We start from the raw sequence: 21,599 nt of genomic DNA, 5'->3' as shown, positions 1-21,599 counted from the left end.
AACTCTCCCACGCCGAATTCCCGCCCACCCCCCTCTGTCCTGCCGGACATCTCCCCCGCAAGGGGGGAGATCGGCAGCTTCGATGCGGTCGCTATTCTTGCTGCGCTGGAGATTGGAGAAGGCAGGAGTGCAGTCCAATCTCCCCCCTTGCGGGGGAGATGGCCGGCAGGCCAGAGGGGGGTGTGACGGAACACTATCCTTCGTGGTGCGCGCTAGTACGGAGCGCGACACATGAGTCCGATGACCATCCTCACCGAGAAGGAACTGCGCACAATCGTGCCGCTCGATCTCGACGCGGTCGCCTGCGTCGAAAACGCTTTCCGCGCGCTCGCCACATTGCCGGTGGCGATGCCGCCGATTCTGCGGTTGGACATTCACGAGCAGCGCGGCGAGGTGGATGTGAAGTCCGCCTATGTGCCAGGAATAGACGGTTTCGCCGTTAAGATAAGCTCCGGCTTCTTCGACAATCCGAAGCTCGGTCTGCCCAGCGGGGGCGGCATGATGGTGTTGCTCTCGGCAAGAACCGGTGTGGTCGAGGCGCTGCTGCTCGACAATGGCTATCTCACAGATGTCCGCACCGCTGCTGCCGGCGCCGTCGCGGCGAAGCATCTGTCGCGGCCGGATTCGTCCGTCGCCGCAATCTTCGGCGCCGGCGTGCAAGCCGGGCTGCAACTCGAAGCACTCATGTTGGTGCGGCCGATCGCCGAGGCACGTATCTGGGCGCGCGATGCGGTCAAGGCGGAGACGGCCGCAGGCGCGCTGCGCGAAAAGCTCGGCATTCTCGTGCGCGCCGAGCCGGATGCAGCCAAAGCAACCATCGGCGCCGACATCATCGTCACCACCACGCCGTCGACCGAGCCGCTGATCAAGGCCGGCTTTGTCGTTGCCGGGCAGCACATCACCGCCATGGGCTCGGATGCCGAACACAAGAACGAGATCGCGCCGGCGATCCTGCGCATGGCCGATCTCTATGTCGCCGACAGCGCCAAGCAGACACGGCGTCTGGGAGAACTGCATCACGCCATCGCATCGGGCGTGATGGGAGCCGATGCCGCGGTCACCGAACTCGGCCAGATCATCGCCGGCGAACGGCACGGAAGGCGCTCACCCAGCGACATCACCATCGCCGACCTCACCGGCACCGGCGTGCAGGATACGGCGATCGCCACGCTCGCTCGCAACCGGGCGCGGGCGGCCAATGCCGGAACCATTTTTGAAAGCTGATGCTGGCCAAAGCGTGATCCGGAAGTGGAACCCGGTTTTTCCCAGAGATCACGTTCAAACAAGAACGACGAGCCTGTTTCCAACAAAGTTGAAACAGGCTCCAGGCCCAACAAACGAGGACCAAGAACAATGCAGCCGAACCTAAAATTCTCGCGTGGCGAATTTGCGGATCGCCTCGCCAAGACGCGAAAAGCCATGGAGGGGAAAGGCGTCGATCTGCTTGTTATCAGCGACCCATCCAACATGGCCTGGCTGACCGGCTATGATGGCTGGTCGTTCTATGTGCATCAGGCGGTGATCGTGCCACCATCGGGCGAGCCGGTCTGGTACGGTCGCGGCCAGGATGCCAATGGCGCCAAGCGCACCGCCTATCTCGCGCATGACAACATCGTCGGCTATGCCGACCACTACGTGCAGTCGACCGAGCGCCACCCGATGGATTTTTTGGCAAGCGTGCTTAGTGATCGCGGCTGGGGCAAGCTGACCGTCGGCGTCGAGATGGACAATTACTGGTTCTCGGCTGCCGCCTTCGCCGCGTTGCAGAAGCACCTGCCCAACGCCCGCTTCGTCGACGCGACAGCGCTGGTCAATTGGCAGCGCGCGGTGAAGAGCCCGACTGAAATCGACTATATGCGCAAGGCGGCTCGGATCGTCGAAGCCATGCACCAGCGCATCGTCGACAAGATCGAAGTAGGCATGCGCAAATGCGATCTGGTCGCCGAGATCTACGATGCCGGCACGCGCGGTGTCGATGGCGTCGGCGGCGACTATCCGGCGATCGTGCCGCTGCTGCCGTCGGGCGCCGACGCCTCGGCGCCGCATCTCACCTGGGACGACCAGCCGATGAAGTCGGGCGAGGGCACCTTCTTCGAGATCGCCGGCTGCTACAACCGCTACCATTGCCCGCTGTCGCGCACCGTCTTTCTCGGCAAGCCGACACAGGAATTCCTCGATGCCGAGAAGGCGACACTGGAAGGCATGGAGGCGGGGCTGGCGGCGGCAAAGCCCGGCAATGCCTGTGAGGACATCGCCAACGCCTTTTTCGCCGTGTTGAAGAAATATGGCATCGTCAAGGACAACCGCACCGGCTATTCCATCGGTCTCTCGTATCCGCCGGATTGGGGCGAACGCACCATGAGCCTGCGCCCCGGCGACCGCACCGAACTCAAGCCTGGCATGACCTTCCATTTCATGACCGGTCTCTGGCTGGAGACCATGGGACTGGAAATCACCGAATCCATCCTGATCACCGAAACCGGTGTAGAGTGCCTCGCCAATGTACCGCGCAAACTGGTGGTGAAGAATTGAGCCCGATGCCTAGCCTCCGCCCTTCCCCGATCGCCCCGACCGTCGATTTCGACAAGGACGGCGTGCAACATGGTTTCCTGCGCCTGCCCTACAGCCGCGACGACTCGGCCTGGGGTTCGGTGATGATCCCGATCTGCGTCATCCGCAACGGCAAGGGGCCGGCCGCGCTGCTCACCGGCGGCAACCATGGCGACGAGTATGAGGGGCCGCTGGCGCTCTACGATCTCGCCCGCACGCTCGATCCCAAACAGGTCAGCGGCACGGTGATCATCGTGCCGGCGATGAACTATCCGGCCTTTCGCGCCGGCACCCGGACGTCGCCGATCGACAAGGGCAACATGAACCGCTGCTTTCCCGGCCGTCCCGACGGCACGGTGACCGAGAAGATCGCCGACTACTTTCAACGCGAACTGCTGCCGCGCGCCGACCTCGTCTTCGATTTCCACTCCGGCGGCAGGACGCTGGATTTCGTGCCCTTCTGTGCCGCCCACACGGTGCCCGACAAGGCGCTGGAGCAGAAAGCCTTCGACGCGGTCGCCGCGTTCTCGGCCCCGTTCTCGATGCGCATGATCGAGATTGACTCCGTCGGCATGTATGACACGGCGGCCGAGGAATTGGGCAAGGTCTTCGTCAGCACCGAGCTTGGCGGCGGCGGCACCTCGCGTGCCCAGACCGTGCGGATCGCGCGGCGCGGCATCAACAATGTGCTGCGCCATGCCGGTATCCTTGATGGTGCGGTCGAGAAGGGCAGAACTCAGTGGCTCGACATGCCGTCAGGCGATTGTTTCTCCTTCGCCGAGGACGACGGCATGATCGAGACCATGGTCGATCTCGGCGAGCCTGTGAAAGAAGGCGCGGTGCTGGCGCGCATCCATTCCACCGGCCGCACTGGCATCGCCCCGCAGGAGATCAAGGCAAAAATGTCCGGCATGCTGGCTGCGCGGCATTTCCCCGGCCTGGTCAAAGCCGGTGACTGCGCGGCCGTCCTGGCCGTTTTGGTTTCATCGTGATTTCGCATAGAACGCCGCGCGAATATCAGTCGGTCTGGATCCAGACCGACTTGGTCTCCAGATACTCGTGCAGATGCTCGATGCCGCCCTCGCGGCCATAACCCGACATCTTCATGCCGCCGAACGGCACCGCCGGGTCGATGGCATGGTACATGTTGACCCAGACCGAGCCGGCCTTGACCCGGCGCGCAAGCTTGTGGGCGGTGCCCAGATGCGTGGTGAAGATGCCGGCGGCCAGGCCATAGGGCGTCGCATTGGCGCGCGCCACCGCTTCGTCGAGCGTGTCGAAGGGCATCGCCGAAATCACCGGGCCGAAAATCTCCTCGCGCGCGATGGTCATCTGGTCCGACACGGCGCCGAAGACCGTCGGCGCAATGAAGTTGCCGCCATCGTAGAGCTCGCCGGTCAGCCGCGAGCCACCGGCGACCAGTTCGGCGCCTTCGTCGCTGCCGGCCCTGATATAGCCCTCCACCTTGCCTGCCTGCCTGGCATTGATGAGCGGTCCGATTTCCGTCTCTGCCTCGATGCCATGGCCGATCCGCAGTCTGCCGGCGAAATCGGCGAGCCGGCGGACGAACTCGTCATGGATTTCGCGCGCCACGAACAGCCGCGAGCCGGCAATGCAGATCTGGCCCGAATGCACGAACACCGCCATCGCCGCGATCGGAACAGCCTTGTCGATGTCGGCGTCGCGGCAGACGATGATCGGCGACTTGCCGCCGAGCTCCAGCGAAACGCGCTTGAGGTTAGCCACGGCTGCCCGCGCGATGGCCTGGCCGGTCAGCGTCGATCCGGTGAAAACGATCTTGTTGACGTCTGGATGTTCGGCGAGCCGCGCACCGGCTTCGGCCCCGGTGCCGGTGACGACGTTGACGACGCCGTCGGGCACGCCGGCTTCCTGCATCAGTTGCGCGATCAGCAGCGGCGTCAGCGACGCATCCTCGGACGGTTTCAGCACGATGGTGCAGCCTGTCGCCAGCGCCGGCGCGATCTTCCAGATCGAGGCGGCGGTCGGCGCGTTCCAGGGAATGATCGCACCAACGACGCCCACCGGCTCGCGCCGGGTGAAGGTGACGATCTCGCCGGGAATCGAATTGTCGATCGTCTCGCCATGCAGCGCCGTCGCCATGCCGGCATAGAAGCGCAGCATGCCGATGACGCGGCGCCGGTTGGCGAGCGTGCGCGTGATCGGCAGTCCCATATCGAGCGTGTCGGAAACGCTGAGCTCTTCCCAATGCGTCTCGAAGAGATCGGCGATCCTGAGCAGCACGCACTGCCGCTCGTAGGGCGAGAATTTGGACCATGGGCCTTCGAAGGCCGCGCGCGCGGCGGCCACCGCCGAGTCGATATCGGCAGCCCCGCCGCGCGGCACTGTCGCCAGCACCTCGCCTGTTGCCGGATTGAGTGCCTGCATGCCGTGGCCGGACTGCGCCGCGACCCACTTGCCGCCAATGAACATCGGTCGGAATTCGCCATGGTAAAGCGCCGTGGCCTTCGCCTTCGGGTCGAAGTTCAGCGTCATCTCTTCCTCCTCGCAATTCCGTGGCGACTATTACTCCCGCCGCCGACCTCAAACAAGGAAAGCTAAAGGGCGCTCGGACAATCAGATTGCGCGGACTTCCCGATCACGCCAGCCGCTAGAGCGTGATCCAGAAAAGTGGGAAACGGTTTTCGGAAAAGATCATGCTTCGACAAACGGCATCTAGAAAATCACCGGCATCTAGAAAAATCATCGCGAGTTGTCGGAGCGCGTCGCTGAAAGCTCAAGGAGGCAAGCCCGATCATTGCCCACGGCGACCGCGATGCCGGCATTGCAGACGAGAGCGCAACAGGTAGTCGCCAGCCGCCACCCAGCGCTCACCCGTGGCCGGATCGATCGTGGCCGTTCCAGCCGGCTTCACCGTGACAGAGGTTTCGCGCGCCGCTTCGCTGCAATCGCTGTTGGATGACTGCACGCGGAAGCAAGATCGGTCGAGCGGCCTCGCGACTTGCAAACATTGACAGATTGAGCCGCAACCGACGGTGCCTGGCATTCGATCGAGCACGCCGGTCCGTCACTCCGGAAGGCCGGCCTTTCGGAAGCCATCGACGAAATGGTCGAGCGTGGCCGTGTCGCGGAACGGCTCCGTCTCGACCCAGTGGCTGGTGGTGAAATGTGGGTTCGCGACAAGGAACAGGTCGACCTCGGCGCGCGCCTCATCGATCCGGCCGAGTTGCGCAAGGCTTGCCGCAAGGAAACGGCGCGAGCTTGTCCGATACGTCTCGTCCCGGCGCGTCGTCTCGACGGCGGCTTCATAGTCGCGCGCCGCATATTGCGCCTGGCCGAGCGTCAGGTAGTACCAGCTTGCCGGAAACGGGTTCAGCCGGAACGCCTTGCCGATATAGTCGAGGCCGTCCTCGACGCGCCCGGCCAGGACCGCGATGTCGGACAATGTCGCCCAGGCATCGGCCTCGTTCGGGTCGAGTTCGAACGCCTTGGCAAATCCCACATCCGCTTCGTCGAATCTGCGCTCATAGGCAAGCAGGTTGGCAAGCACCCAGTGGCAGCCGGCATCGTTGGGATCGATCGCCACAGCCTTGCGCGCCAGTTCCAGGGCAAGGCCGCGGGCAGGCTCAATGGGCTCTCCCCAATGCACCCATCCCATCCAGTGGTTCATGGCAAGCCAGCGATAGGCTTCGGCATAGTCCGGATCGAGCGCAAGCGCGCGCGTCAGCAACAGATGCGCTTCGCGCGCCGTCTCCGGCGAGACGTCGATCAGGTTGCGGGCCCGCACGCACAGATCGTAGGCCTCGAGATTTCGGGGCCGATTGCGCGGCAGCGGCGCGCGCAGCCGGCCAAGCAGCGCCTCGACGATCTTGGCCGTCACCTCGTCCTGAACGGCAAAGATATCTTCCAGGCCGCGATCGAAGCGGTCTGCCCATAAGTGCTCGCCGCTCAGCGCGTCGACCAGCTGGGCGTTGATGCGCACGCGCCCGGCGGCGCGTCTGGCGCTGCCCTCCAACAGATAGCGCACGCCAAGTTCCCTGGCGACCTCGCGCACATCCACCGCCTTGCCCTTGTAGGCAAAGGTCGAGTTGCGCGCGATGACGAACAGGCCGCCGATCCTCGACAGGTCGGTGATCAGGTCTTCGCTCAACCCGTCGGCAAAGGCTTCCTGCTCGGGGTCGTTGCTGAAATTGGCAAAGGGCAGCACGGCTATCGACGGTTTGGCGGGCAGCGGCAAAGCCTGTCGCTTCTCGTCGCCGAGCTGTTCGATGGCGCCGGCGAAGCGATAGCCGACGCGCGGAACGGTCGATATCCATTCTCCGCCGTTCGTGGCCGGACCCAGCAGCTTGCGCAATTGCGCAATCTGGACGGTGAGGTTGCCTTCCTCAACGGCGGTGCCTGGCCATGCCGCATCCATCAACTCGGCCTTGGCCACGATCTCGCCGGGCCGGGCGACGAGCGCCGCCAGCAGCTGCAGTCCGCGGTGGCCGGCGGCGACGGGAACTTGGTCCCGAAGGAGCGTTCCCGCACCCGGATCGAGCACGAACGGACCAAAGGCAAAGCGCGATCCCTGCATAACGCGCATCTATAGAGCAATTCCAGGAAAGGTGTGAAGGCGGTTTTCCCACGGGAAAGCGCAGAGCGCTTCACGGACGTATGGCGTCAAAACAAAGAGTTGAGCACCTCGTCGTTTCGATGAATCGGCGAGGTGCTCTAACTGCTTTGGAACTTTTGAGAACTATTTGGCCGCGCTTAATTACGGCGCCGTCCGCATGCGGCAGAATTCAACCTCTTTCAAGCCGAGGGCTGTCGCCCCTCAAACCGAATGGAGGTTGCCATGAACGATACCCTTGCTTCTGCTCGTGCAGCCTTGCCGGAAAAGGCGGTGTCATCGGGCCGGCGTCCGACGGGCCCGCGGGGCATGATCGCGGCCTGGCGCGAGCGGATACGCTTTCGCTGGGACCTCAAGCAGATGGCGGAGACCAATCCGCACCTGATCGACGATATCGGTCTGACCAGACGCCAGGTCGAGGCCGAAATCGTCAAACGCTTCTGGCAAGTGTGAGCTGATGTCGCGGATAAGACCCGCCCGCCTGTTTGGGCGTACCGCGGCGTTTTGCCGGCATTTGCACTTGCCGGAACGTGCCGATCCTGCTTCGAAGCCGGCATGAGCGCCGAAGACGCGACGTCACCGCCGGAGAACCACATCGCATGGGCCGCGATGGCCGGCATCATCGCGACAGTTACGGTGTTCGCCATAGCACAGGGGCTGACGTATCCGCTGCTCAGCTTCATCCTGGAACGGCAAGGGACGACACCGGGCCTTATCGGCCTCTCGGCCGCGATGACGCCTCTGGGTTTCATTATATCGTCGCTCTTCACGCCGGCGCTGGTCCGGCGGGTGGGCGCGGCGCGCTTTGCGGTTGTGTGTTCGATCCTGGCAGCAACCGTCCTGATCGCGATTGCCTGGACGCAGGATGTATGGGCCTGGATGCCGTTGCGCTTCCTGCTCGGCTTCTTTGCCAATCCGCTTTACGTGATCAGTGAAACCTGGCTGGTCTCGATCACACCCGCCGCACGCCGAGGTCGCATCATGGGCCTATACTCCTCCATCGTTTCCGCCGGCTTTGGCCTCGGCCCGCTGTCGCTAGGCTTGGTCGGCACGCAAGGATGGCCACCCTTCATCATCGGCAGCGCGGCCTTCCTTGTCTGCGGCCTGATCGTGCTTGCCGTCGCGCCACGCCTGCCCGACATGCCGCGTGAGGGCGAAGCGGTGTCGGTCGGCGGCTTCTTCGCGCTGGCGCCGCTGCTCTTGTTCGCAGTCTTCACGGCTGCCGCCTTCGAGCAAGTCCTGCTTTCGCTGTTCGCGGTCTATGGTGCCGCGCTCGGCAGCACTGAGCAGCGCATCGCTTCGCTCATCACCTGTTTCATCGCCGGCAATGCCGTGCTGCAGGTCGTGCTTGGGCGCGCCGCCGAACGGTTTGGCTCGAAGCCGATGATGCTGTTCTGTGTCCTGGCTTGCCTGGCCGGTTGTTTGCTGTTGCCGTTGCTCTTCGCTACATGGCTTGTCTGGCCGCTCTTCTTCGTCTGGGGCGGGGTCTCGTTCGGGATCTACACGCTGTCGCTGATCCAGCTCGGCGAGCGTTTCACCGGTCAAGCCTTGATCGCCGGCAATGCCGCCTTCGCGTTCGTATGGGGGGTAGGCGGCATCGTCGGCTCACCCGTGGCCGGGCTGGCGATGCAACTGACCGGACATCAGGGACTGCCATTGTCGCTTGGCCTGCTGTGCTGCGTGCTGGTGGTGTTTCTGCTGGCGGAGTTACGGCGGGTTGACCGCGTTCAGGCGTAAGGCTTGCCTGCCATTGCGGCCTTCAGGCCGATGCTGCCCTTGTCGACAATAGCGAGAAAGGCCGGACCCGCCTCGTCGCCGTCCTGGGTTTCTCGAAGCGTCCGATCCGCCTCGATGAACGCCACGGCCGCCAGGCGGGTGTCGGGGTCTGCAGCTTACGCCCGCCGCCTTCGGATAGTGCCACCATTAGGATATCCCAGCTCGTCGCGTTCGCTCTCGCTCGCGCCGACGCCGGCCCAGTCCGGACCAGCAATGTCTTCAGCTGCCATGTCTTCAAACCTCGATGTCAGGCGAAAACGCGGCCGCCGTAGAAACTCGGCGGCCGCCAATGGCGACGCTATATTCGCCCGAGAACAACCAGAATGATCACGATGATCAGCACCAGCCCGAGGCCACCGCCGCCATAGTAACCAGTGCCGTAGAACGGGCCGCCGCCGAGGCCGCTGAAGCCGCCGAGCAACGCGATGATCAGGATGATAATAAGAATGGTACCCAGGCCCATATGCCGTCTCCTTCGCTGCCGCGCCGTTCACGGCGCGGCTCGAAGAACTAAACTCCCAGCAAGCCTTCCTGTTCCCCGGCGATTTTCATCCGACGGCTAAGGAACGAAAGCCATCATGACGGCGTTTGCTGAGGTTCAGGCGCAAGCTGCGCGTGCATCGCGCGCCAGGCGGCGCGTAGAATTCAGAATTTACGCGGGATTGCCTTTAGGCGGCCGGCCGCTCCTCCACCTGAACGCGCGGCAGGCGTGACGCCGGGCTTACGCTGGAAGGCGAGCTGAAACGTGTCGTCATCTGAAGCCGAATTGGTCGACGACGAGTTTTGGCCCCGCACCATTCCCAGTCGAGCTGAACCGGCAGCAGCTCACGTCGCCTTGCCGGCCGGCGCGCCTATGTCTTCCTCGGCAATATCGTCGAACGATGCGTAGTTCATGTTGTAGAGCCTGGCATAGAGGCCCTTGGCCGCCATCAGCTGCTCGTGATTTCCGCTCTCGACGATCTCGCCGTTCTGTAAGACGATGATGCGGTCGGCGCCGCGTATGGTCGCCAGCCGGTGCGCGATGACCAGCCCGGTGCGGCCTTCCAGCAGCGTGACCAGTGCCTTCTGGATCAGCATCTCGGTGTAGGAATCGATGCTCGCCGTGGCCTCGTCCAGCACCAGGATTTTCGCATCGGCGACCAGCGCCCGGGCGAAACTGATCAGCTGGCGCTGGCCGAGGGACAGATTGCCGCCGCGCTGTTCGAGCTCGGTGTCGTAGCCATCGGGCAAATGCTTGATGAAGTCGTGCGCGCCAACGGCTTGCGCGGCGCGCACAACCTCTTCGCGGGTAGCCGATGTCTTGTGGTAGCGGATGTTCTCCAGCACCGTGCCGGAAAACAGGAACGGCTCCTGCAGCACCATCGCCACCTGGTCGCCGAGCGAATCCTGCGTCACGTCGCGCACATCGTGGCCGCCGACCCGCACCTCGCCCGACCAGACATCATAGAAGCGGTGCACCAGCGCCATGCAGCTCGACTTGCCCGAACCGGTGGGGCCGACAAGCGCAACCGTCTCGCCCGGATTGACGCGGAAGGAGATGTTTTTCAGCACCGGCTGGTTCTGCCGGTAGCCGAAGGTGACGTTCCTGAACTCGACCGAACCGTCCATGTCGCGCGTCAGCGTCACCGCGCCTTGTCTGTCGCTGACGTCGACCGATACGTCCAGCACTTCGGAGATGCGTTGGCCCGACGCCATGGCGCGCTGCATGACCGAGTACTGCATGGTGAGCGAGCGGATCGGGTCGAAGAAGCGCTGGATATAGAACAGGAACGCCACCATGACGCCGATGTCGAGGCTGTGCGACAGCACCATCGAGCCGCCGACGACGATCACGGTTGCCATCGCAATGCCGGTCAGCGTGTCGACGATCGGCACCATCACCTGCGCATATTTGGCCGAGGTCAGGTGGGTCCTGAGATTGGCCAGCACCTTCTCGTCATAAAGGTCGAAATTGACGTGCTGGCGCTCCAGGCTCTGCACCGTGCGAACGCCATGGATGCCTTCGGCCAGCGCGCCATTGGCGATCGAGTTGGTCTCATGCGCGGCCATGAAGGCGACCTTGGCGTGCGGCAGCCAGAACAGGCGCACGATGAACAACGCCGGCATGGTCGACAGCGTCAGCAGACCGAGCCGGAAATCGAGCCACAACAGAACGCTGACGATGCCGAACAGCAGCACGATGTCGCCCACCGACATCACCGAGGTCTCGAGGAATTCCTGCATGGAATTGACGTCGCCCTGCAGGCGCGACATCAGCCGTCCCACTTCGGTCTTGTCCATGAAGCTCAGCGACACACGCTGCAGATGGCTGAACATGGCGCGGCGCAAATCCGACAGCACATTCTCGGCCACCTTGCCGACGACACTTTCCTGGACATAGCTGGCGCCATAGTTGATCAGGATGATCAGAGCGAAGGCGCCGATCGCCCAGTTCATCACCGAGCGGTCGGCCTTGCCAGCGGCCATGCCGTGGTCGATGGCGTAACGGATGACCAGCGGGATCGCCAATTGCGTCAGCGTGAACACCAGCACGGCGGCAACCGAGATGAAGATCCGGCCCTGATACGGTTTCACGAAGCTCCAGATGCGGCGCACGATACGCGGATCGTAGACCTTGCCGAAGACCTCTTCCTCGTCGCGGTGCGAACCGACGACGGCCCTGGTGGGCCGCCGGCTGGTGTCTTCCTTCTGGTCGTCGTTCTGTGTCGACATCATACGGCTCCCACCGCCACCGGCAAATCGTCGTCCGGCCGCAGCTGCAGGTCGTAAAGCGCGCGGTAGCGTCCACCCAGCGCCAACAATTCCTGGTGCGTGCCGCGCTCGGCGATGCGGCCATTCTCGACGAACAGGATCTGGTCGGCATGCATCAGCGAGCTCAGCCGGTGCGAGATGATCAGCGTCACGCGGTCCTTGGCGAAGCGCTTCATCGCGGTGCGGATTCGCTGCTCGGTGCCGGCGTCGACAGCCGCGGTGGAATCGTCGAAGACCAGCACCGAAGGCCGCAGCATCAGGGTGCGGGCGATGGTCAGGCGCTGCCGCTGGCCGCCGGAAAGCGATGAGCCGCGCTCGCCCACGACCGTGGTGTAGCCGGCCGGAAGCCCGATGATGTAATTGTGCAACTGGGCGTATTCAGCCGCCTGCCCGATGCGGGTCTCGCGTGCCCAGGGATTTCCATAGGCGATGTTGTTTTCGATCGAGGTGGTGAACAGGAAGGCGTCCTGCTGCACGACGCCGACCGCCTTGCGCAACGATTGCAGCGTGACCTCGCGTATATCCTGCCCGTCGATGGTGATCGCGCCTGACGTCACATCGTAGAAGCGCGGGATCAGATGCGCGATGGTCGACTTGCCGCTGCCCGGCGGGCCGACAATGCCGACGGTCTCGCCGGACCGGGCCTCGAAGGAAATGCCCGACAGTGCCGGCCGGCCGCCGGCGCCCGCGTAGCGGAAGCCGACATTGTCGAAGCGCAGCACGCCTTTGGTGACCACGAGATCCTTGGCATCGGGCGCATCCTGAATGTCGAGTTCGGCGTCAAGCAGTTCGAACAGCCTTGTGCCGCAGGTCGAGGCGCGGGCGAACGAGTTGACCATCAGCCCGAGCTGGCGCACCGGCATTTGCAGGATGGTCATGAAGGTGAGGAACTGCGCCAGCGTGCCGACGCTGATCTGGCCCGCCATCACCTTCTGGCCACCGAACCACAGCACCAGGCCCATGGCCGCCAGGAAGGAAAAATTCATGGCGCTGGTGTTAGAGACGCGGATGTCGACGCGCTGGTCGGCAAGCTCCAGCGCCGACTTCTTGGCGCGGTCGAATTTTTCCAGCTCATGCCGCTGCGCCGCAAAGGCGCGCACGACGCGGATTCCGCCGAGATTCTCGTCCATCACCCGGCTCAGCACTGACAGCCGCTCCTGCAGCGTCAGCCAGGTGCTGCGCAGCCTGAGCTGTGTGACCGAGGAGCGCCAGGCGACGAACGGCACGAAACTCAGACTGAGCAGCCCGAGCTCGAGATCGGTGCTGATCAGGAGATAGGAGCCGACGCCGATCAGCACGCCGAGCAGCACCACGCGCAATATGCCGGTGGAAAAGAACATGCGCACGCCGTCGAGGTCGAGCAGGCCAAGCGTAATCAGGTCACCGGTATGCACCCGGTCATGGAAGGAGAAGCTCAGCCGCTGGATCTTCTCGTAGAAGGCCAGGCGCAGCTCATAGCCGGTGCGGTGGCCGACGGCCTCGCCATAATAATTCTGCGCCATCGTGAAGAGGCCGCGCAGGATGCTGACGACGAGCAAGGTGATCGCCGTCGTCCACAGCGCCTGCTCAGCCGCCGCGCCGCCGCCTCCAGCCATCACGCCTTGCGCCTGGTCGATGGCGTGGCCCAGCAGGCGCGGGATGAACAGCTGCAGCGTCGCGGCGATGAAGGTCGAGGCGATGGTGACCGCAACCTGCCAGGGATGGCGCAACGTCATGCGCACGATGCGCAGCAGCGTGCTGAGGCCCTTGCCCCAGGACGCCTCCGCCACATGGGCAAACGATTTGCCGCGCTTCGCCGCGCCGCGGGTTGCATCCATTGCCAAGGAAAATATCCAATCCGGTCCGGACATTAGCCCAGACGAATGAAGAAGACTCAGTTTCAGATGCCGCGATGGTACGCCTCCATTTTGACCGTTCAAGGGCCAATGGCGGCATCGCACTGTGCCTGAAAGGGGCTGATCGTCCGCGACCGCTTAAGCCCGTGTCGGCGTTAGAGGCGGCAGGCTCGTCACTTTAGGCCGATTGAAAAGATGCGAGCATGTGGGTTGCGCCAACCGCCATCATGCGTGACCTCGGCCAATGTGATCGGCTGCGGGACCGAACGCAGTGAGCAGCGCCTTGCCGCTTTCCAGCGTCGCATTCTCATGCGGCGCGCGCAGGTTGAGCCAGCGTTTGTCGCCGGAGCGCACCGCCAGCACGGCCTTCATTGCCGGGATCAGGCCTGCATCCTGGATCACCTTGCGGAACGCCCTGATCGCGGCGTCCGCTTCCGTGACGTCTTGGCCAGCGATCGTCGCGTCGTAGAGGGCGCGGATGGCCGCAGCGTTGAGATTGACGGTCGCGGAGATACAGCCCGCAGCACCACTGGCGAGCCCCTTGGTCAGTTGCGCCTCCGAGCTGGGGAACACCGCGACGTCGGGTGCGGCGGCAATCACCGCCGCCGTGTTGTTCCAGTCGCCGGCGCTATCCTTGTAGGCGACGACCGTCTCTGGAAACGCCGCGCTCAACCGGGCGGTCAGGGCAGGGCTTACCGGCACGCCGGAGTTCTGCGGGATGTGGTAGAGGATCATCTTCAGCGCCGGGTTGGCCACCCTTTCGATCAGCTCGCTGTAGTAGCGCGCCTGGCCATCGTCCCCGGCGGCCGTGTAGAAGAACGATGGCAGCACCATCACGGCGGCGCAGCCGAGGCCGACCGCGTGCTTCGACAGTTCGACGGTTTCGGGCAATGCGGTGACGCCGGTGCCGGGCATCATGCGCCCCGGCGAAATGCCTGATGCAACCAGCCATTCCAGCGCCTGCATGCGCTCGTCGAGCGAGAGCGACAGTGCCTCGCCCGTGGTGCCGAACGGCGACAGCAAATGGGCGCCCTGGCCCAGCACCCATTTGGCATGTGAGATCCACAGGTCACGGGCAATGCGGCCATCGTTCTCGAACGGCGTCAGGATCGGGGCGATGGTTCCTTGCGGGCGGGGCATGTCGGTCCTTCCATCGGTGCTGGAAATCAGCTTGGCATAGAGCATACGTACGATGCGATCTGCCAGAGGCGATCTCTTGGGCCACCGCGCCGGCCGTGGGAAAACTTGCGGGTCATTGCCGCGAAATTCTGGCCCTTCGGTCTGCCGCAACCAGATGACGCCGGCGTCAATGGGTTGCAAATGGACCAGGGTTGCAAGTGGACCAGCCAAGCCCGAAATGTCGAACAGAGACAGATCCGGAAACGGCATGCACCCACGATTGCTCAAGACCTTCCTCGCCGTGGCGCGGCACCGTAATATCACCCGCGCAGCGCGGGAGGTTCATCTGGCGCAGTCGAGCGTCAGCGACCAGATCCAGTCGCTGGAAAGCGAACTTGGCGTCGTCCTCTTCATCCGCTCGCGCCACGGCCTCGACCTGACGACGGCCGGCGACGCGCTGAAACCCTATGCGGAAGAGATTCTGCAACTGGCGGAGGAGGCGCGTATTGCCGTCGAGGCAACGACGGGAATGACCGCCGGAACGGTTACGGTCGGCGCGCTGGAGACGATTGCCACTGTCAAACTTCCGCAATGGCTGGCGGCCTTTCGAGGCGACCACCCGGAGATCGGTCTGCGGCTGAAAATCGCCGGCAGCGACGCCCTGCTGCGCCAGCTCGAAGAGAGCGAGATCGACGTCGCCTTCTGTTTCGACAAGAGCGGTCTGGACGAACGCTTGGCCAGGCGCACGATATCGGCCGAGCCGCTGGTCCTTGTCGCCTCGCCCGAAGATGCGGCCGCATCGCGACAGAACGACCTGGCCGCGCTCGCCGCGATGCGTTTCGTGGTGACGGAAACCGGATGCGTCTACCGGCATCTGTTCGACACTGCCTTTGCCGAGATTGCAGCGCCAGAACTTGCCGCCGAAGTCGGCAGCATCGGCGCCATTGCGGGCCTGGTGGCGACTGGTGTCGGCATGGGCCTGGTGCCGCGGCTGGCCGTTGCCGACGCGCTCGATCGCGGCGAGATCGTCGAATTGCCGTGGCCGGGGTCGGCCCGCACGGCGTCGCTGGTCATGGTCTGGCGCCGCCGGCGGGTTCAGCCGCCGGCGCTGAAACTGCTGCTGGCGGCCGCGGCCAGGAATTTCGCTGCGCTCAGATCAGCCGATGACCGCCCTCGACATGCAGAACCGTCCCTGTCGTAAAACCGTTGCCCATCAGAAAGGCGATGGCATCGGCAATGTCGTCCGGCTGTCCGACGCGGCCGACCGGCAGGCGCCTGGCCATTGCATCGAGCGTCTCGTCCTTCTTGTCGCCGGCCACAAAACTCCAGATCGGCGTGTCGACCCAGCCCGGCGAGACGGCGTTGACACGGACCGGCGCCAGCTCGACCGCCAGCGCCCGCACCAACCCTTCCAGCGCAGCGTTGACAGCGGCAACGACCGAGCCGCGCGCCGCCGGCCGGTAGGCGGCGATGCCTGAGGTGAAGATGATGGAGCCGTTGGCCGAAAGCTGCGGCGCGCCATGCTTGGCGAGCAGCAGCGGCCCGTAGAATTTGCTTTCGACGACCCGCTGCGCCGCCTTCAGGTCGACTGAAGGCAATAGCTCATAGGCGCCTTCGATGTCGGCGGCGGTGCTGACGATATGGTCGAGCCGGCCAATTCGCTTGAACAGGTCAGCGACCTGATCCTCCCTGGCGATATCGGCCGCGACGGCGCTCAAAGCGGAAGGGTTCTGCAGCGCCTCGCCGGCACGCTTGAGCCTGGCTTCACTGCGGCTGACTATGATGACTTCGGCGCCTGAGTCCAGGCACCGCCTTGCCAACGCCAGCCCCATTCCGGAGCTGCCGCCAATGATAGCGATTTTCGATTTTGCGATGTCTGCCATGTTTCCGTTCCTGTCCTGAACCGCTCCGGCGAGAGTCGCAGACCGGCGGCAGGAGTGGAAACGGAAGAAAGCGATAGTGCCATCGGAGACTCCGATGGCACTATCGTCGATAGGAACCGACGCGGGCCACTCCGTCGAGTGGCCCACCTGTCAATAGAAGTGCGCTCAATAGCCGACCGTAAAGCGCTGCTTGATATGCGCCGGCTTTTCGATCTCGTCGGCCATGACGATGGCGTAGTCCTCGAAGGAAATGCTGCTGCCCTTGTCGGACGTCAGCAGCGTGTCCTTGCCGATGCGGTATTTGCCGGTCCGCTCGCCGGCGACGAACAGCGCCGAAGGCGACAGCAAGGTCCAGTCGAGATCGTCGACCGTCCGTAGCGTGTCGAGGAAGTCGGCGCCCTTCTGCGCCTCGGCCTTGTAGATATCAGGGAAGGTCGGCGTGTCGACCAGGCGCTTGCCGGGCGCAACCTCAAGGCTGCCGGCGCCGCCGACGACGAGGTAGCGTTTGACGCCGGAAGCACGCACGGCTGCGATAAGCGTATCGGGATCGCTGTCGAGGAAATGAACCGAGGAGATCACCGCGTCATGCCCCTTGATCAGGGCGGCAAGGCCATCCTTGTCGAAGACGTCGCCCTTCTTGGCAGTCACGCCCGGAAGTGCCGCGATCTTGTCTGGATGCCGGGCAATGGCGGTGATGCTGTGCCCGCGATCGGAGAGTTCCTTAAGCAGGCGCGAGCCGACCTGGCCGGACGCGCCGATAAGTGCGATTTTCATGGGGATTTTCCTTTCGTCTGGGGAGAATTTCATCTGGGGAGAATTTCTGGGCCTACGCCGCCTCGATGTGAGCGACGAGATTGTCGTAGCTGCCGAACAGCGCGTTGGCGCCGATCAGGCGCGGCGCCGTTTGGCCGATCACCGCGAGCGCGGGAACGCCATTGACATGCAGCCGCTGGAACAACATCCGCCCGCGGCTGACCAGGTCGTCATGCTTCGCCAGAAACGGCTGCGTCGGCGCTTTCAAAAGCTTTGCCGCGTCGCTCATGCCGGCGTCGGTCAGTACCGCGGCGACGCCGTCAACCGTCACAATATCGCGGCCGTCGACATAGCGGGCATGCTGGATCGCCTTCAGTGCCGCAAGTTCCTGGCGCCAGTCGTCCAGCCCGGCGGCGTTGATGCCCATGGTGGCAGCGGAAGAATCGAGCAAGGTGCCGCTGACATTGAGCACATTGTCGAGATAGGCCTGGCTGAAGCGCTGTCCGCTCAGCCGCGCGATGCGCTGGTCATTGTCCCAGGCGTGGGCGGCAAAACCAGCATCCAGCGGCCGCGCGCCGGCACCGGAGAAAAGCCCCACCGGCAGCAGTTGGAGCGCGGTCCCGCCGGCGGCCAGTCGATCCAGCATCGGCGTGGCGCCATAGCACCAACCGCAGAGCGGGTCGAAAAGATAGGTTAGGGTTGCATTGGTCATGGCGGCCTCATTCTGTTGCCCGATAGATGACAGCTGGACCGGTTGCGAAAAATAGCGATCAATCATACAATCTGTCTGATCAAATCATACAATGAGCTGCCTGTGACCGAACTCCTCAATCTCAACCGGCTCGTCTACTTCGCCACCGTGGTGGAGACCGGCTCGTTCACGGCCGCTGCCGACCGTCTCGATGTTGCCAAGGCTGTGGTCAGCCATCAGGTCGGCAAGCTCGAAGAAGAGCTCGGTGCAACGCTGCTGCGGCGCACGACGCGGCGCGTGACGGCGACCGAAGAGGGTCGTCTGTTCTATGACCGGACCGCGATCATCCTGCGCGAGGCGGAGGCAGCCTATGGCGACATTTCGCAGCGCGCGGCGCAACCGACGGGGACGCTGCGGCTGACGGCGCCGCTCGACTATGGCGAGAAGGTCGTGGCGCCGACCATCGCCGCCTATCTCAGAAAATACCCGAAAATGCGGGTCGAGACGATCTTCGACGATGCGGTCAGCAACCTGGTCGACGAGCAGATCGATCTTGGCATCCGCGTCGGCTGGCTTGCCGATTCCAGCAATCTGGCGCGGCGGCTGGGCAGCCTGCAGCAATTCGTCGTCGCCAGCCCGGAACTGGCCGAGATGCTGCCTGGGAATGCCGGGCCCAGGCAGGCGAAGTCGCTGCCCTGGGTCGGCAACGCCCAGTTGCGCGGGGTGGGCCAATGGCTGTTCTCGAGGGGCACGGAAACGGTGCTGGCCGAACTCAATCCTGTCGTCAGTTGCGACAAGACACCGGGCGTTCTGTCCTGCGTGCTGGCCGGCATCGGCCTCGGCATCTTTCCGGATTACAGTGTCGCCGACGACATTGCGCGCGGCCGGCTGGTGCGGGTGTTCGCGGACTGGACCTTGCCGTCCGGTGGCATCCATGCCGTCTTCCCGCCGGCGCGCTTCAGGCCGGCCAAGGTGCGCGCTTTCGTCGACCTCCTGGTTGCAGCCGAACGGCGGCGCGCGCGCAGTGCGGGCTGATTTCGGCACCGGCCGGCAATGCCGGCGAGGGAACCTTTGTTCGGCAGGCGCTTTTGGATATGCTGCGATTCCGAACCGTCAGAAGGGTACTGCCGATGACCACCAAGATCTTTGTGACCTGCATGCTCGCTCTCGCTGTCGGCTGCAGCCTGTCCACAGCGGCTGTCGCCAAGGACAAGCATCGCCATCGTCAGCCAGAACCCGAACGCTACGTCCCCGCCCATCGCGACCTCATCTACGCCCTGTTCGGCGGCCCGCGCTACTATGACAAAATGCTGATCACCACGGCGGCCGGCCCGTGCTCTTACGACCGGGTCGGGCCGGACGCGAATGCGCTGAACAAGGTCAACGATCACCATTGCGGAAAGTAGATTGGTCCCAAAGGCGGGGTCCTGCGTCCCAGGGTTACCGGATGACGGCCGCCGCGAACACGATAGAGACAGTCGATGACCGCTGGTGAGAAATGGTCTCCGTCCGAAAAGAAAGTCGCCCGCACTGCCTATGACGCAGCGCTGAAAGTGGCGCTCGACAAGACGTTGGCTGAACTCAAGAGCAGGGCCCACGTTGCGGCAACCCCTTCCGAAATATGGGATGTCGAAGACTTTCTGCGGCAGCAGCGACGGAAGATCGACCAGATGTTCGACTATCGCTATTCACAGCTAATACAGGTCTTCGCCAATCTCATCCGGCAAGGCTATCTCGAGGAGAATCTCCTTGTTGGCTTGTCGGAAGACAAGCGGCAAACGATCCGAAAATACGCCAGCTGGAATCGCGAAGGGTAGGGGTCCTCTTCGGGGACCTTGGCGCTGCATTCAAACTGGACCATTCACCATCTTCGCGCGCGCCGCGCAGCTCGAGTTCAGCCATGGCGTGCCTCCGTGGCATCGGCGGTCGCGCCTCTGTCCTTGTCGTCCTGCGCCATCGCCAGCGGCGCACCCGGTTCGCCTTCCCGCAGGATCAGGCTCGCGGCGCCGATCAGACCGGCGCGGTCGCCGAGTTCAGCCTGCACGACCGGCACGTCGCGATAGGCCGGCATCGCTCGCTGCTGGATGACCGCTCTGATCGACGGTGCCAGAAGGTCGAACCCGTTGGAAAGGCCGCCACCCATGACAATCAGATCGGGCGAATAGAGATGCAAGAGATTGGTGAAGCCGATGCCCAGCCATTGTGCTTCCGCCTCGATCAGGTCGAGAGCGTTGGCGTCGCCGGCCTTGGCAGCCTCTACGACATGCCTGGCCGAGACGTCGCCATCATTTGACAGCCGTCGTAAGAGCGAGCCGTCGCCGGGCGCGGTCAATCGCGTCGCGCGGCGGCCAAGCGCGGTTCCCGATGCGACAGCCTCGAAGCAGCCGATGGCGCCGCAGAAGCAGCGGTCGCCTTCGCCGGTGATGGTCATGTGGCCGATCTCAGCCGCCAGTCCGCGCCTGCCGTGATAGATGTGGCCATCGGCGACAACGCCGCCGCCAATGCCGGTCGATACGGTCACGAACACCAGCGATCCGCTGCCGCGTCCGGCGCCAAAACGCCATTCGCCGAGCGCCGCCGCATTGGCGTCGTTTTCCAGCCGCACCGGCAGGCCGAAATGCTGCCCCAGAATGTCGATCAGCGGCACGTCGTGCCAGCCGGCCAGCGTCGGCGGCGCGATCACGATGCCCGCCTTGGGGTCGAGCGGTCCCGGCGCGCCGACGCCGATGCCGGCGACGTTTGCCTGCGGGTGTTCCCTAAGCAGCGTGCCTGCCAGAGCGACGATCTGGCCGATCACCGCCTCCGATCCCGCACCGGCAAGCGTCGGCGCTGAAGCATGAGCGACGATGCGGCCATCGCTTTCGACCAGCGCACCGCGCAGCGCCGTGCCGCCGAGATCGAAGGCCAGCGCAAGCTTGGTCATCAGGCGGCGACCTCCAGCCCGTGCAGCCAGGCCATGCGCCGGGCAAGGTCGGGATCGCCGAAGGCCAGCGAGCCCAGCACCACGGTCTCCGCACCTGCGGCGCGCAGTAAGGGCACGGTCTCGTGGCGGATGCCGCCATCGGCGGCGAGCACGATGTCGGCCTCGCGGCCGGCTTTGCGCATCAGCGCGCGCGCCTCGATCAGGCGCGGACACGCCTGCTCCGACAGGCTCTGGCCCTTGACGCCGATGGAAGTGCCGAGCAGCGTCACGAATGCCACTTCCGGCAGGAAGGGCGTGACGGCCGCGACCGGTGTTTCCAGCCGCAGCACCACGCCGGCCTCGGCCCCGAGTTCACGCGCCAGTTTCACGGCGCGCAGACCGGTCTCGCCGTTTTCGGCGTGCACACTGATCAGGTCGGCGCCGGCCTCGATGAACTGGCGCGTCTGTTCCTCGACGATCTCGGCTTCGACCATCAAATGGACATGGATAGGCTTTGCGGTGAGCTTGGCGATGTGCGCCACCAGGTCCGGGAAGAACAGGAAGCCAGGGGTGAAGCGGGCATCGGCGACGTCGATATGATGGACATCGGCATGGGTCTCGATGCGCTTCAAATCGCGCTCCATATTGGCGAGGTCGGCCGACCACAGCGAAAACTCGCCGATAAGCCGGTTGCGCGGCAGGGCGGCAAATGCGGCGGGGCCGGACAGGGGCTTGTTCGTCGTCATCG

Annotated in this window: 21 protein-coding genes; 9 read left to right on the top strand and 12 right to left on the bottom strand. The window is 64.1% G+C overall.

Annotation, left to right across the window (positions count from 1 at the left end):
* Window positions 1-231: 231 nt before the first annotated feature.
* From NKI15_RS16950 to doeB, 3 genes are all read left to right on the top strand, one after another.
* The gene (locus NKI15_RS16950) at window positions 232-1,224 is read left to right on the top strand and encodes a cyclodeaminase (RefSeq protein WP_023749144.1); all 993 of its coding nucleotides are present in this window, start codon (window positions 232-234) and stop codon (window positions 1,222-1,224) included.
* 129 nt (window positions 1,225-1,353) lie between these two features.
* Window positions 1,354-2,532 carry an ectoine hydrolase DoeA gene (gene doeA / locus NKI15_RS16945; protein WP_023738380.1) on the top strand — a complete coding sequence of 393 codons (1,179 nt, stop codon included), beginning with the start codon at window positions 1,354-1,356 and terminating at the stop codon, window positions 2,530-2,532.
* Window positions 2,533-2,537: 5 nt separating this feature from the next.
* Window positions 2,538-3,542 carry a N(2)-acetyl-L-2,4-diaminobutanoate deacetylase DoeB gene (doeB, locus tag NKI15_RS16940; protein WP_023738381.1) on the top strand — a complete coding sequence of 335 codons (1,005 nt, stop codon included), beginning with the start codon at window positions 2,538-2,540 and terminating at the stop codon, window positions 3,540-3,542.
* Window positions 3,543-3,567: 25 nt separating this feature from the next.
* Here doeB and NKI15_RS16935 read toward each other — a convergent pair whose 3' ends face one another.
* Both NKI15_RS16935 and NKI15_RS16930 read right to left on the bottom strand, forming a co-directional pair.
* Window positions 3,568-5,064, bottom strand: coding sequence for an aldehyde dehydrogenase family protein (locus tag NKI15_RS16935; RefSeq protein ID WP_352514639.1), 1,497 nt, complete (start codon window positions 5,062-5,064; stop codon window positions 3,568-3,570).
* A 532-nt stretch (window positions 5,065-5,596) separates the two neighbouring features.
* Window positions 5,597-7,114, bottom strand: a complete 1,518-nt coding sequence (locus NKI15_RS16930) for a winged helix-turn-helix domain-containing tetratricopeptide repeat protein (RefSeq protein ID WP_031245143.1) — start codon at window positions 7,112-7,114, stop codon at window positions 5,597-5,599.
* Between the two features lie 252 nt (window positions 7,115-7,366).
* Here NKI15_RS16930 and NKI15_RS16925 point away from each other — a divergent pair, with 252 nt between their 5' ends.
* On the top strand, window positions 7,367-7,594 hold the full coding sequence (locus NKI15_RS16925; RefSeq protein ID WP_023729208.1) for a DUF1127 domain-containing protein: 228 nt from the start codon (window positions 7,367-7,369) through the stop codon (window positions 7,592-7,594).
* Between the two features lie 102 nt (window positions 7,595-7,696).
* On the top strand, window positions 7,697-8,878 hold the full coding sequence (locus NKI15_RS16920; RefSeq protein ID WP_023704772.1) for an MFS transporter: 1,182 nt from the start codon (window positions 7,697-7,699) through the stop codon (window positions 8,876-8,878).
* On the opposite strand, the gene NKI15_RS16915 is transcribed toward NKI15_RS16920, so the two are convergent.
* The 5 genes from NKI15_RS16915 to NKI15_RS16895 all read right to left on the bottom strand — a co-directional run bounded on the left by NKI15_RS16915 (window position 8,869) and on the right by NKI15_RS16895 (window position 14,643).
* Window positions 8,869-9,003: a hypothetical protein gene (locus NKI15_RS16915; protein WP_352886406.1), complete on the bottom strand. Its 135-nt coding sequence runs from the start codon at window positions 9,001-9,003 to the stop codon at window positions 8,869-8,871. The two genes, NKI15_RS16920 and NKI15_RS16915, sit on opposite strands and share 10 nt — an antisense overlap.
* A 212-nt stretch (window positions 9,004-9,215) precedes the next feature.
* Window positions 9,216-9,380, bottom strand: a complete 165-nt coding sequence (locus tag NKI15_RS16910) for a DUF3309 family protein (protein ID WP_023667887.1) — start codon at window positions 9,378-9,380, stop codon at window positions 9,216-9,218.
* 362 nt (window positions 9,381-9,742) lie between these two features.
* The gene (locus tag NKI15_RS16905) at window positions 9,743-11,629 is read right to left on the bottom strand and encodes an ABC transporter ATP-binding protein (protein ID WP_023749751.1); all 1,887 of its coding nucleotides are present in this window, start codon (window positions 11,627-11,629) and stop codon (window positions 9,743-9,745) included.
* A complete protein-coding gene (locus NKI15_RS16900) occupies window positions 11,629-13,485 on the bottom strand; it encodes an ABC transporter ATP-binding protein (RefSeq protein ID WP_352514648.1) in 1,857 nt (618 codons plus the stop codon). Before NKI15_RS16900 ends, NKI15_RS16905 begins: the two co-directional genes overlap by 1 nt.
* A 243-nt stretch (window positions 13,486-13,728) precedes the next feature.
* Complete coding sequence (locus NKI15_RS16895; protein WP_352444531.1) at window positions 13,729-14,643, bottom strand: dihydrodipicolinate synthase family protein; 915 nt, start codon at window positions 14,641-14,643, stop codon at window positions 13,729-13,731.
* A 247-nt stretch (window positions 14,644-14,890) separates the two neighbouring features.
* Here NKI15_RS16895 and NKI15_RS16890 point away from each other — a divergent pair, with 247 nt between their 5' ends.
* A complete protein-coding gene (locus NKI15_RS16890) occupies window positions 14,891-15,823 on the top strand; it encodes a LysR family transcriptional regulator (protein ID WP_352444529.1) in 933 nt (310 codons plus the stop codon).
* Here NKI15_RS16890 and NKI15_RS16885 read toward each other — a convergent pair.
* The 3 genes from NKI15_RS16885 to NKI15_RS16875 form a co-directional block, all read right to left on the bottom strand.
* Complete coding sequence (locus NKI15_RS16885) at window positions 15,774-16,505, bottom strand: SDR family oxidoreductase (protein WP_352444527.1); 732 nt, start codon at window positions 16,503-16,505, stop codon at window positions 15,774-15,776. The genes NKI15_RS16890 and NKI15_RS16885 overlap by 50 nt on opposite strands.
* A gap of 165 nt (window positions 16,506-16,670) precedes the next feature.
* Window positions 16,671-17,279 (bottom strand): NAD(P)-dependent oxidoreductase, encoded by a 609-nt coding sequence (locus NKI15_RS16880; RefSeq protein WP_023667893.1) that lies wholly within the window; start codon window positions 17,277-17,279, stop codon window positions 16,671-16,673.
* Between the two features lie 52 nt (window positions 17,280-17,331).
* Window positions 17,332-17,970: a DsbA family protein gene (locus tag NKI15_RS16875; protein ID WP_023686986.1), complete on the bottom strand. Its 639-nt coding sequence runs from the start codon at window positions 17,968-17,970 to the stop codon at window positions 17,332-17,334.
* Between the two features lie 102 nt (window positions 17,971-18,072).
* Here NKI15_RS16875 and NKI15_RS16870 point away from each other — a divergent pair, with 102 nt between their 5' ends.
* The 3 genes from NKI15_RS16870 to frp all read left to right on the top strand — a co-directional run bounded on the left by NKI15_RS16870 (window position 18,073) and on the right by frp (window position 19,766).
* Window positions 18,073-18,984 (top strand): LysR family transcriptional regulator, encoded by a 912-nt coding sequence (locus NKI15_RS16870; RefSeq protein WP_352514640.1) that lies wholly within the window; start codon window positions 18,073-18,075, stop codon window positions 18,982-18,984.
* A 95-nt stretch (window positions 18,985-19,079) separates the two neighbouring features.
* Window positions 19,080-19,355 carry a hypothetical protein gene (locus NKI15_RS16865; RefSeq protein WP_023704780.1) on the top strand — a complete coding sequence of 92 codons (276 nt, stop codon included), beginning with the start codon at window positions 19,080-19,082 and terminating at the stop codon, window positions 19,353-19,355.
* A 75-nt stretch (window positions 19,356-19,430) separates the two neighbouring features.
* Window positions 19,431-19,766, top strand: coding sequence for a fluorescence recovery protein (gene frp, locus NKI15_RS16860; protein WP_023704781.1), 336 nt, complete (start codon window positions 19,431-19,433; stop codon window positions 19,764-19,766).
* A gap of 77 nt (window positions 19,767-19,843) precedes the next feature.
* Here the strand turns inward: frp and NKI15_RS16855 are convergent, their stop codons facing one another.
* Together NKI15_RS16855 and NKI15_RS16850 are read right to left on the bottom strand one after the other, a co-directional pair.
* Window positions 19,844-20,872, bottom strand: a complete 1,029-nt coding sequence (locus NKI15_RS16855; RefSeq protein WP_023704782.1) for an ROK family protein — start codon at window positions 20,870-20,872, stop codon at window positions 19,844-19,846.
* Window positions 20,872-21,597 (bottom strand): ribulose-phosphate 3-epimerase, encoded by a 726-nt coding sequence (locus tag NKI15_RS16850; protein WP_023704783.1) that lies wholly within the window; start codon window positions 21,595-21,597, stop codon window positions 20,872-20,874. Before NKI15_RS16850 ends, NKI15_RS16855 begins: the two co-directional genes overlap by 1 nt.
* Window positions 21,598-21,599: the final 2 nt, after the last annotated feature.

It is taken from the genome of Mesorhizobium sp. M0862, from assembly GCF_040319795.1.
GTDB lineage: Bacteria > Pseudomonadota > Alphaproteobacteria > Rhizobiales > Rhizobiaceae > Mesorhizobium.
The sequence above is the reverse complement of the archived record's forward strand: the minus strand, read 5'-3'. Positions and strand labels throughout refer to the sequence as shown.